General features: G+C 63.4%; 8 protein-coding genes. 4 read left to right on the top strand and 4 right to left on the bottom strand.

From position 1 onward, the window contains the following. Positions 1 to 292 precede the first annotated feature (292 nt). Genes EN808_RS26640 through EN808_RS26630 form a run of 3 tightly spaced genes read right to left on the bottom strand, consistent with a single transcriptional unit; the run spans position 293 to position 2,939 of the window. On the bottom strand, positions 293 to 1,375 hold the full coding sequence (locus EN808_RS26640; RefSeq protein ID WP_135863063.1) for an ABC transporter substrate-binding protein: 1,083 nt from the start codon (positions 1,373 to 1,375) through the stop codon (positions 293 to 295). Between the two features lie 43 nt (positions 1,376 to 1,418). Beyond that, positions 1,419 to 2,111, bottom strand: coding sequence for a transcriptional regulator BetI (gene betI / locus EN808_RS26635; protein ID WP_245525126.1), 693 nt, complete (start codon positions 2,109 to 2,111; stop codon positions 1,419 to 1,421). Between the two features lie 27 nt (positions 2,112 to 2,138). Continuing rightward, the gene (locus EN808_RS26630) at positions 2,139 to 2,939 is read right to left on the bottom strand and encodes a methyltransferase domain-containing protein (protein WP_135917195.1); all 801 of its coding nucleotides are present in this window, start codon (positions 2,937 to 2,939) and stop codon (positions 2,139 to 2,141) included. Positions 2,940 to 3,218: 279 nt separating this feature from the next. On the opposite strand from EN808_RS26630, the gene EN808_RS26625 reads away from it, so the two are divergent. The 4 genes from EN808_RS26625 to EN808_RS26610 are packed head-to-tail and all read left to right on the top strand — an operon-like array spanning position 3,219 to position 7,919. After that, positions 3,219 to 4,838 (top strand): NAD(P)/FAD-dependent oxidoreductase, encoded by a 1,620-nt coding sequence (locus EN808_RS26625; RefSeq protein WP_127275758.1) that lies wholly within the window; start codon positions 3,219 to 3,221, stop codon positions 4,836 to 4,838. Beyond that, the gene (locus EN808_RS26620) at positions 4,825 to 6,390 is read left to right on the top strand and encodes an NAD(P)/FAD-dependent oxidoreductase (RefSeq protein WP_135917194.1); all 1,566 of its coding nucleotides are present in this window, start codon (positions 4,825 to 4,827) and stop codon (positions 6,388 to 6,390) included. The genes EN808_RS26625 and EN808_RS26620 overlap by 14 nt, the downstream gene beginning before the upstream one ends. Positions 6,391 to 6,393: 3 nt before the next feature. Then, positions 6,394 to 7,653: an aminomethyltransferase family protein gene (locus EN808_RS26615; RefSeq protein ID WP_135917193.1), complete on the top strand. Its 1,260-nt coding sequence runs from the start codon at positions 6,394 to 6,396 to the stop codon at positions 7,651 to 7,653. A gap of 2 nt (positions 7,654 to 7,655) precedes the next feature. Then, positions 7,656 to 7,919, top strand: a complete 264-nt coding sequence (locus tag EN808_RS26610; RefSeq protein WP_135917192.1) for a hypothetical protein — start codon at positions 7,656 to 7,658, stop codon at positions 7,917 to 7,919. 6 nt (positions 7,920 to 7,925) lie between these two features. Here EN808_RS26610 and EN808_RS26605 read toward each other — a convergent pair whose 3' ends face one another. After that, entirely contained in the window at positions 7,926 to 8,984 is a 1,059-nt protein-coding gene (locus EN808_RS26605; RefSeq protein WP_135917191.1) for a dipeptidase, read from the bottom strand. Between the last annotated feature and the right edge of the window lie 60 nt (positions 8,985 to 9,044).

Genomic DNA, 9,044 nt, shown 5'->3' with positions numbered 1-9,044 from the left:
GGACGGCCAATGGGCACTTACCTTCCATGATTATCCGCTTGGCATCATCGACACCAGACGTATGAAGCTCGTCCGCCGCAGCGCCGCGCCAACCAAACCGCTTGGCGCTGCGGCGGATGCATAGGGGGAGAACTGTTACCTATGTATCCGGTTCAATCTGTTACCCATCCATCGGCTGGACACCGGCAGGCAGGTGAGGGGCGGCGCCAGCGCTCGAATGGATGATGGCAACCCGAGTGATCACCCTAGTTCCATATCCGAGCGGGTAGGAACGGCCACTCGAAAGCAGGCCTCAATAGCCCGCTTTGATCTTCTCGAACTCGGCGATCATCTTGAGCTTGAGATCGGACGGCAGCGGCTGCTGGAACAGCGTCTTGTCGACGAATTTCTGCACGTCGTCATAGCCTTTTTCCTTCAGGACGGCCTGGTCGACACCAGCCATGCCCTTGGCGTTGGCCTGGCCGTAGCCCCAATCCTTGACCAGCACCTTGGCGATCTCCGGATCGTTGACTGCGTTGAGGTAATCATAGGCCTTGTCGATGTTGCCGGGAGCATCCTTGAACAGCACATAGCCGCAGACCCAGGTCGAGATGCCCTCCGCCGTGTCCTTCTTCGACTTGATCGGCATGCCGGCTGCGACCGACTGCACGGTCGCATCGTTCCAGGCCCAGGCGAGGTCGACCTCGCCCCCGCTCAACAACTGCACGATGTCGGTGGTGTCGGTCCAGTATGAGCGCACGTTCTTGTGCACCTGGCGCAGGAAATCGGATGCCTGCTTGAACTGGTCGTCCGTCATCTTGGTCCAGTCCTTCAGGCCGATGGCGAGGCTCGCCAGCGCATAGGCGTCGTCGACATTGTCGCCGATCGACACCCGGCCCTTGAACTTCGGATCGGCGAACGCCTTCAGCGACTGCACGTCCTTGTCGTCGATCTTGGAGGAATTGTAGGTGAGCTGCGTGTTGCCCCAGTCCCAGGGCATGAACCAGGCTTTTCCGTCATCGGTGGTGGCGAGATTCTTCATCGCCATGATACCGGGATTGAGGTCCTTCCAGCCTGTGATCTTCGAGGTGTCGAGCGGCTGCAGCAGGCCAGCCTCGCGCCATTTCACCACGCTCTGCGAGCAGGGATGGCCAAGGTCGGCCTTGAAGCCGGAACGGACCTTCTCGAACGCCTCGTCCTCATCGCCGAAGAAGGCGAAGGTCGGCGAATCGCCGTTCTTCTCGACATATTTCGGGTGGAAGCCCGGATCCTCGTAGCCGGACCAGTCGAACACGATCAGATCCTTGTCGGCGGCGATCGCCAAGGCGGCGGCGGAGGCCGCCAGGGTTCCGGCCAGTGCGAGCGTCAGTGTCAGGCGTCTTGTCAGTGTCTTCATTGCTGTTCCATCCTCTGTGGTTTTCTTATGATTTCGTCTTTTCTTATGATTTGGTCGTTCCGGCGCCCTTCAACGGGTAGTGCCTGGGGAATGCCGCCGACAGGAATTCGTTCGCCGCCTGCAAGGAGGTCTCGCGGGTCGTGTTTTCGGTCCCCATCATCAGCCGCAGCCAAAGCCCTTCCAGCATGGCGCTAAGCGCCAATGCCATGACCTGCGGCTCATAGGCGTAGCCGCCGCTCTGCTTGAGCGTCGCGCAGAGCTCGATGAAGATGTCCTGATAGACGACGTCGCGGGCGCTGCTCAGCGCCTGGTAGGTCGGCCGTGACTTGGCCTCGCCCCAGAAGGCGCACCATGCGGCGAGCTTGCGCTTGTTGCAGATCGAGCGGTCGAAGTCGGCAGCGACCAGGGCCTGGAGTTGGTCGGCAGGATCGTCGCCTGCCTTCTGCAGCGCATTGCGCCAATGCGCCGAATACTCGTCGTACATGTGCTGCAGCGTCGCGACGAGCAGCTTTTCCTTGCTCTCGAAATGGAAATTGACGATGCCGCGCGACAGGCCGGCGCCATCGGCGACATCGGCCATTGTCGTTTCCGAATAGCCGCGCTTGGCGAGCGAATCGATCGTCGCCTCGATGAGCTGAAGCTGCCTGACCTCCTTCGAGGCCTTGCGCCCGCGCTTCTCGGATTCGGCTTTCCGCGCCGGTTCAAGGAGCGCGTCCCTGGCGTCTGCCGTTTTCATGCGTGTGATGGTCTCCAGCATCGCCGGCTATCGCTTTGCATCCGGCTTCGACCCGCGAAGATGAGTGGGACGGTGCTCTCCACTGTCAAGCACCTTCTGCATGGCTTCCCAGGTTCGTATGTTCTTGTCGACATAGGCCGCGCCCACCACTGCGGCAACGGCCGGATAGAGTGGTCCCTTCAGCCTTTCGAGCTCCCCTCGCGCCACCTCGCGGTACCAGGGATTGCGGTCCCTGACGGTGACATTGGCAAAACCGGCGCCACGCATCGCCTTGGCATAGCGCGCCGGCGAGGCCATGGCGAAGGACAGCCCCTCGGCCGCGACATACGCCTTCATGTCGGGTGATGGTTCGCCGTCATGCGAGATCATCCAGTTGGAGGCGGCAAAGACCCCGCCCGGCTTGAGCACGCGGAAAATCTCGGCGAAGAGCCCGTCCTTGTCGGGCACATGCAACAGCGCATCCTTGGAAAAGACGACATCGAAGGAGCTGTCGGCGAAAGGCAGCAATCCCGGAGGCGCCTGAACGAAGCTGGCGCGCTCGCCAAGGCCACGCGCGGCGGCGCGCTGTCTGGCCGCCACGATCACCGGCCGTTCGACATCGAAGCCGGTGGCGTGCGCCGCGCCGTGACTCTCGACCAGATGCAACGTGATGCCACCGCAGCCACAGCCGATATCGAGGATCGTCCTGCCCTTGAGCGAAAGCCCCTCGACCACCCGGTCGACTTCGTCCGGCCCGCCTGGCGACAGGTAGCCATCGCCCCACAGCGCCTCAAGGAAGCGGATGGCGGTGTCGTCATATTCCGGTTCGGCGTCTGCCGTTTCGATCATCAGCCCTCGGTCCCCCAATCGACGGAATGCTCGGTTCGAACGCCGGCGAAGCGTAGCGCAGATGCGGGAAAACGCAATATCATTTGTTGAACATTCATTCAGAATGTCTGGACAGAATGGCTGATGTCATGCCAAATTCCGCGCATTCGGGAACAGATCACGCAAAAATGAAGAGCGGGTCGCCTAAGCAATTCGAGGAAAGTGTGAGCGGTTTTCCCCGGGAGAAGCGCATAGCGCTTCCCCTTGGGAATGACGCAAAACGGGGAGGACTGGGCCACAATGAAAGCTTGGGATGCGATCATCATCGGCGGCGGACATAACGGTCTGGTCAACGCCTGCTACCTCCAGCGCGCCGGCCTCGACGTGCTTGTGGTCGAGAAGAACGACTGGGTAGGCGGTGCTGCCACCAGCCGGGAGCTGACGCCGGGCTTCCTCTACTCCAACTGCTCCTATGTCTGCTCGCTGTTCCGCCCCGAAATCATGCGCGACCTCGACCTGCCGCGCTTTGGCCTGCAGGTCATTTCCTATGAGGGCGGTGCGGTGTTCACGCGCGACGGCGACTACCTCGCCAATTACCGCGACCACGACGCGCACCGGCGCGAATTCGCCCGCTTCTCCAAAAGGGATGCCGAGGCCTATGACCGCTACTCTCGCGACGTGACGCGCCAGTGCCGCTTCATCCAGCCGTTGCTGATGCGCACCGCGCCGGACCCGACCAGTTTGCGGCCGCGCGACCTCGGCGAACTGCTTTACCTCGGCAAGAAATTCGCCGGTCTCTCCGCCGAGGAAATGGCGCTGACGCTGCGCTTCTGGACGATGTCTATCTCGGAATTCCTCGACGAATATTTCGAGACCGACGTCATCAAGGCGAACTTCGCGCTATCCGGCATCATCGGCACGGCACTCGGACCGATGTCGCCCGGCACCGCTTACGTGCTGCTGCACCACTATATGGGCGAGGTCGACGGATCGGTCGGCGCCTGGGGCTATGCGCGCGGCGGCATGGGCGCAGTCACCAAGGCGCTGGCAGCCTCCTTCAAGGCCTCCGGCGGCACGATCCGCACCAGCGCCGAGGTCGACCATGTGCTGGTGAACAGAGGCAGGGCCAAGGGCGTCGTTCTTGCCGGCGGCGAGGAGATTTACGGCAAGCTGGTCGTCTCCAATGCCGACGTGAAGCGCACCTTCCTGAAGCTGGTCGAGGAGAAGGAACTGCCCGACATCTTCCTGCGCCGGGTCAAGAACTTCAAGATCCGCGGCTCCTCAGGCAAGGTCAACATCGCGCTCGATTCGCTGCCGGAATTCCCGGCGCTGCCGAAGGACTCGCCAGTCTATCGCGGCGACATGCATTTCACCGATTCGATTGAGCGCATGGAGCGCGCCTATGACGACTGGAAGGCCGGCCGTTGGTCCGCCGATCCCTTCCTCGACATGGTGATCCCGACGACGCTCGACCCGACCATGGCCCCGCCGGGAAAACACTTCATGAGCTGCTTCGTGCAGTACGCGCCGCCCAAGGTGAACGGCCGCGAGTGGACCGATGCCGACCGCGACGGTTTTGCTGAAAGCGTGATCGCGCAGATCGCTGAATACTCGCCGGGGTTTCGCGACCGCATCGTCCACATGGAAGTGCGCACGCCGCGCGAAATCGAGGCTGAGGTCGGTCTCACCGAAGGCAACATTTTTCAGGGCGAACTCACCTTCGACCAGCTTCTGTTCAACCGCCCGGTGCCGGGCTACGCGCAGTATCGGTCGCCGCTCGGTGGGCTCTATATGTGCGGCTCCTCGACCCATCCCGGTGGCGGCGTCATGGGCGCGCCCGGCCGCAATGCTGCGGCCGAAATCCTGCGCGATCTCGCAAAATCCACCTCGCATATGAGCCCGGCCCATGACGTTATTTGATGGCATCGTTATCGGCGGCGGCCACAACGGGCTTGTCGCTGCCGCCACGCTGGCGAAGGCCGGCCGCAAGGTGCTGGTGCTGGAAGCCGCAGCCGAACCCGGCGGCGCGGCGCGCACCGAGGAATTCGCGCCCGGTTTTCGCGTCTCGTCGATCGCACATGTGCTGAACCGGCTGCACCCCGATGTGATGAAGACGCTGGAGCTGGCAAAGCACGGGCTGCAAATCGCCCGCGCCGACTTCATCCCGTCAGTCGCATTGTCGAAAGATGGACCGCCACTTGTCCTGCATGGCGCCTATGGCGAGGTGCTGACCGGCGCCAGTTCGTCGGAACAGTCCGCCTGGAAGGATTTGCGCGCGCAGCTGTTGCGCTATGCCGGCATATTGAAGCCGTTCCTGTCGCGCCGGCCGCCTGATCTCGGTGGCATGTCGCTGCTGGAGACAGCTTCGCTCGGCCAGACCGCGCTAGCGTTGAAGAAACTCGGCAAGGAAGACATGCGCGACTTCCTGCGCGTGCTTCTGATGAACGTTGCCGACCTGCTTGACGAGCAGCTCGCCGACGACAGGCTGAAGGGGCTGCTCGCCTTCGATGCCACCCTCGGCAGTCATCTTGGCCCGCGCTCGCCGACCTCGCTGCTCGGGCTCTATTATCGTCTGGCCGGAGAGATCGGCGGTGCGGCCGGAGCGCAACTGCTGCCACGGGGTGGCGTGGGCGCGGTGGTCGTGGCCATCCGCACTGCCGCCGAAAAGGCCGGCGTCACGATCCGCACATCGGTGCCCGTCGCAAGGATCATTGTCGAGAACGGCCGCGCCGTCGGCGTCGTCCTCGACAATGGCGAGGAGCTTCGCGCCAGGACGATCGTCTCCGCCATCAACCCGGCGACCACCTTCCTCGATCTTGTCGGACCACGCGGGATCGATACCGGCTTCATGCGCAAGGTGAAAAATATCCGCATGAAGGGTGATGCCGCCAAGCTCCATCTGGCGCTCGACCGGCCACCCCAATTCACTGGCGCCGATGCCGCCGACCACAAGGGGCGGCTCGTCATCGCCCCCTCCCCCGACCATGTCGAGCGTGCCTTCAATCCGTCGAAGTACGGCGAGTTCTCGCCCGAGCCGGCGATGGAGATAACCTTGCCCAGCCTTGCGGACCCGTCGCTGGCGCCGGACGGCGCCTGCGTGCTGTCAGCCGTGGTGCAATACGCGCCCTATCAGTTGAAAGAGGGTTGGAACGCCGGCAAGCCGAAATTCCTCGAGGCAATCCTGGCTCGGTTGGAAGCCTACGCGCCTGGCATCGGCAAGACGGTGCGCCATGCCGAGCTTCTGACGCCTGCCGACATCGAGAAGCGCTACCGTATGCCCGGTGGTCACTGGCATCATGGTGAACTGCAGGCAGATCAGATGCTGATCTCGCGTCCTGTCTCCGGCTGGTCGGGCTATGACACGCCGCTCGACGAGCTGTTCCTGGCCGGTGCTGGTTCGCATCCCGGTGGTGGTGTTTCCGGTGCGCCCGGGTTGAATGCCGCGCGGCGCATCATCGCGATGAAAGGGTAGGTTATGGCTCAGGCAACCAGGAAGAAGCCCGTTGCAACGACAGCCAATGCGGCTGTTTCTGCCCGCACCCTCGCGCAAACCCACTTCCGCACGCTGCGTCTCGGCACGCCGTTCCAGCCGCGCCTCGATGCGCTGGCCAAGACCCAGGACTGGTACAATTGGGCCGGCTACCGCGCGCCGCATTCGCTCTGGGACGAGGAGCTCGAATATTTCGCCATCCGCAGCCAGGCGGCAGTCTTCGACATCTCGCCGATGACCAAATACCGCATCGAAGGCCCGGATGCCGAAGCCTTCCTCGACCGCGTCACCTTGCGCGATGTCACCAAACTCAGGCCCGGCCGCGTTCATTACACCGCGTGGTGTGACGATGAAGGTTTTGTCCTCGACGACGGCACGCTGTTCCGACTTTCGCCAACCCGCTTCCGGCTGTGTTCGCAGGAGCGGCATCTGCCCTGGCTGCTGGACAGCGCCCTTGGTCTCGACGTCACCGTCGAGGAGGAGACCGAGGCCGTCGCCGGGCTCGCCTTGCAAGGCCCCACATCTTTCGCAGTGTTGCGCGATGCGGGCTTCACCGGTGTCGAGAAGCTGAAAATATTCGACCTCGCCGAGTTCCCGCACGACGGCGGCACGGTCATCATTTCACGCACCGGCTTCACCGGCGATCTCGGCTACGAAGTGTTCGTGCCGGCCGACAAGGCGCTGAGTCTCTGGGACCGGCTGATGACGGCAGGCGACCTGCGCGGCATCAGGGCCATCGGCTATACCGCGCTCAACCGCGCGCGGCTCGAAGCAGGGCTGATTGTCGCCAATGCCGATTTCACCACCGCCGAACACGCCATCCGCGCCGACCGCCTGCGCATGCCCGATGAGATCGGGCTCGGCTTTATGATCGATCTGGAAAAGGCCCATTTCAACGGCCGCCGCGCCATCCTCGAAGCGAGGACAAGACGCAGGCTGCGCCATGTCCTGGTCGGGCTGGAGATCGAGGGCAACATCCCGGCCGAACACGCCATCGTCTACTACAAGAAGAGCCAGGAAGTCGGCTTGGTCAGCGCCGCCATGTGGTCGCCGATGGCCAAGCGCAACATCGCCATCGCCTCGCTGGCGCGGCCCTATGGTGATACTGTCGTGGAAGACCTCTGGGTCGAGATCTACGCCATGCGCGAGCTGCAGTACCAGAAGCTGATGAAACGGGCCAAGGTGGTGGCGCGCCCCTTCATCAAGCTCGACCGCCGCACCGCCAACCCGCCGGCGGATTTCTGAGCATGGCCGAGGAAGCGGGCAAGGAGCAGGAAGAAGGCGAAGCCGCCGAACAGTGGGAACTGGTCAACACGCCGCTCGGTGAGAAATGGTCGGGCCGCACGCGCTACGCCGCCGCCATGTTCTTCTACAAACGCGACGAGATGAGCGCGGAGACCCTGGAGGTCTACCGAATCTGCGCCAGGCTCGATTCGGAAAACCCGCTGCCGATCATCCAAGACCGCGGTGTCGGCAAGGACTGGCTGAAACGCATGGGCTACGAAAAGTAGCGCGGCTCAGCCGATCGTGCGCTCGAGCATGCTTAGCCAGTTGCGGTAGGCGATCTTTTCGATCAGCGCGCGGCCGAAACCGCGCGCCGCCAGCGCATCGACGAGTTTAGGCAGACCGGCGACGTCGCCGATGACGGCCGGGATCATGGCGCCGTCGAAATCCGAGCCGAGACCGACGCCGTCCTCGCCCAGAGCCTGCAGCAGGGAATCGATATGGCGCACCATGATGTCGAGGCTGGTGTCGGCATTCATGCGGCCGTCCTCGCGCAGGAAGCCGGTGGCGAAGTTGAGGCCGACCATGCCACCGGACTCGCGGATCGCGCCGAGCTGCCAGTCGGTCAGATTGCGCGAATGGCCGCAGATCGCGTGCACGTTGGAATGGGTGGCGACCAGCGGCGCATTGCTGATTTCAGCGACATCGCGAAAGCCCTTCTCGTTGAGATGCGAGAGGTCGATCATGATCTTCAGTTCGTTGCACGCCTTGACCAGCGCCTTGCCGGCATCGGTCAGGCCGGGTCCGGTGTCGGGCGAGGACGGAAAGCGGAACGGCACGCCGTGGCCGAACGCGTTCGGCCGGCTCCAGACGATGCCGAGCGAACGCAGGCCCGCGGCATGCAGCACGTCGAGCATGGTGAGTTCAGGATCGATCGCCTCGACGCCCTCGATGTGGAACACCGCGGCAACCGTGCCTTGCGCCATGGCGTTGCGCACATCGCCGGCACTGCGGCATACCGCCAATGCGCCGGCGCGCTCCAGCCGGAACAGGATCGACGCCATCGCGATCGTCGAGTTGAGCGCATCGGCGCGCGGAACCTCGGGCGGCAACGGCTCGCTGTCGCTCGGCGCCGAAGGCACGGCACTGCGCCGCGCTTTCTCCACCGGCGGCGGGAAGATCGCGAACATGCCGCCGGCGAAGGCGCCGGCCTTCGCGCGCGGCAGGTCGATATGACCGCCCGATTTCCCTTCGATGAACAGCTTTTCGACGTCCCTGTCCTTGGACTGATAGAGCCTCAGCAGCGTGTCATTATGGCCGTCGAAGACGGGGACGAGGTCGGATTCGGTCATAGGGGGTCATTCGGTTCGTTCATCGGCGCGGGAGCGATATATCATACCCACTTAGGCAAG

The organism is Mesorhizobium sp. M8A.F.Ca.ET.165.01.1.1, assembly GCF_004792065.1.
Taxonomy (GTDB): domain Bacteria; phylum Pseudomonadota; class Alphaproteobacteria; order Rhizobiales; family Rhizobiaceae; genus Mesorhizobium.
Note: the sequence above shows the minus strand (reverse complement) of the source record. Positions and strands in the feature narration are given on the sequence as shown.

Coding starts and splice junctions, on each gene's coding strand:
- EN808_RS26640 (WP_135863063.1), bottom strand. CDS start 1,375: ATGAAGACACTGACAAGACGCCTGACACTGACGCTCGCACTGGCCGGA.
- betI (WP_245525126.1), bottom strand. CDS start 2,111: ATGAAAACGGCAGACGCCAGGGACGCGCTCCTTGAACCGGCGCGGAAA.
- EN808_RS26630 (WP_135917195.1), bottom strand. CDS start 2,939: ATGATCGAAACGGCAGACGCCGAACCGGAATATGACGACACCGCCATC.
- EN808_RS26625 (WP_127275758.1), top strand. CDS start 3,219: ATGAAAGCTTGGGATGCGATCATCATCGGCGGCGGACATAACGGTCTG.
- EN808_RS26620 (WP_135917194.1), top strand. CDS start 4,825: ATGACGTTATTTGATGGCATCGTTATCGGCGGCGGCCACAACGGGCTT.
- EN808_RS26615 (WP_135917193.1), top strand. CDS start 6,394: ATGGCTCAGGCAACCAGGAAGAAGCCCGTTGCAACGACAGCCAATGCG.
- EN808_RS26610 (WP_135917192.1), top strand. CDS start 7,656: ATGGCCGAGGAAGCGGGCAAGGAGCAGGAAGAAGGCGAAGCCGCCGAA.
- EN808_RS26605 (WP_135917191.1), bottom strand. CDS start 8,984: ATGACCGAATCCGACCTCGTCCCCGTCTTCGACGGCCATAATGACACG.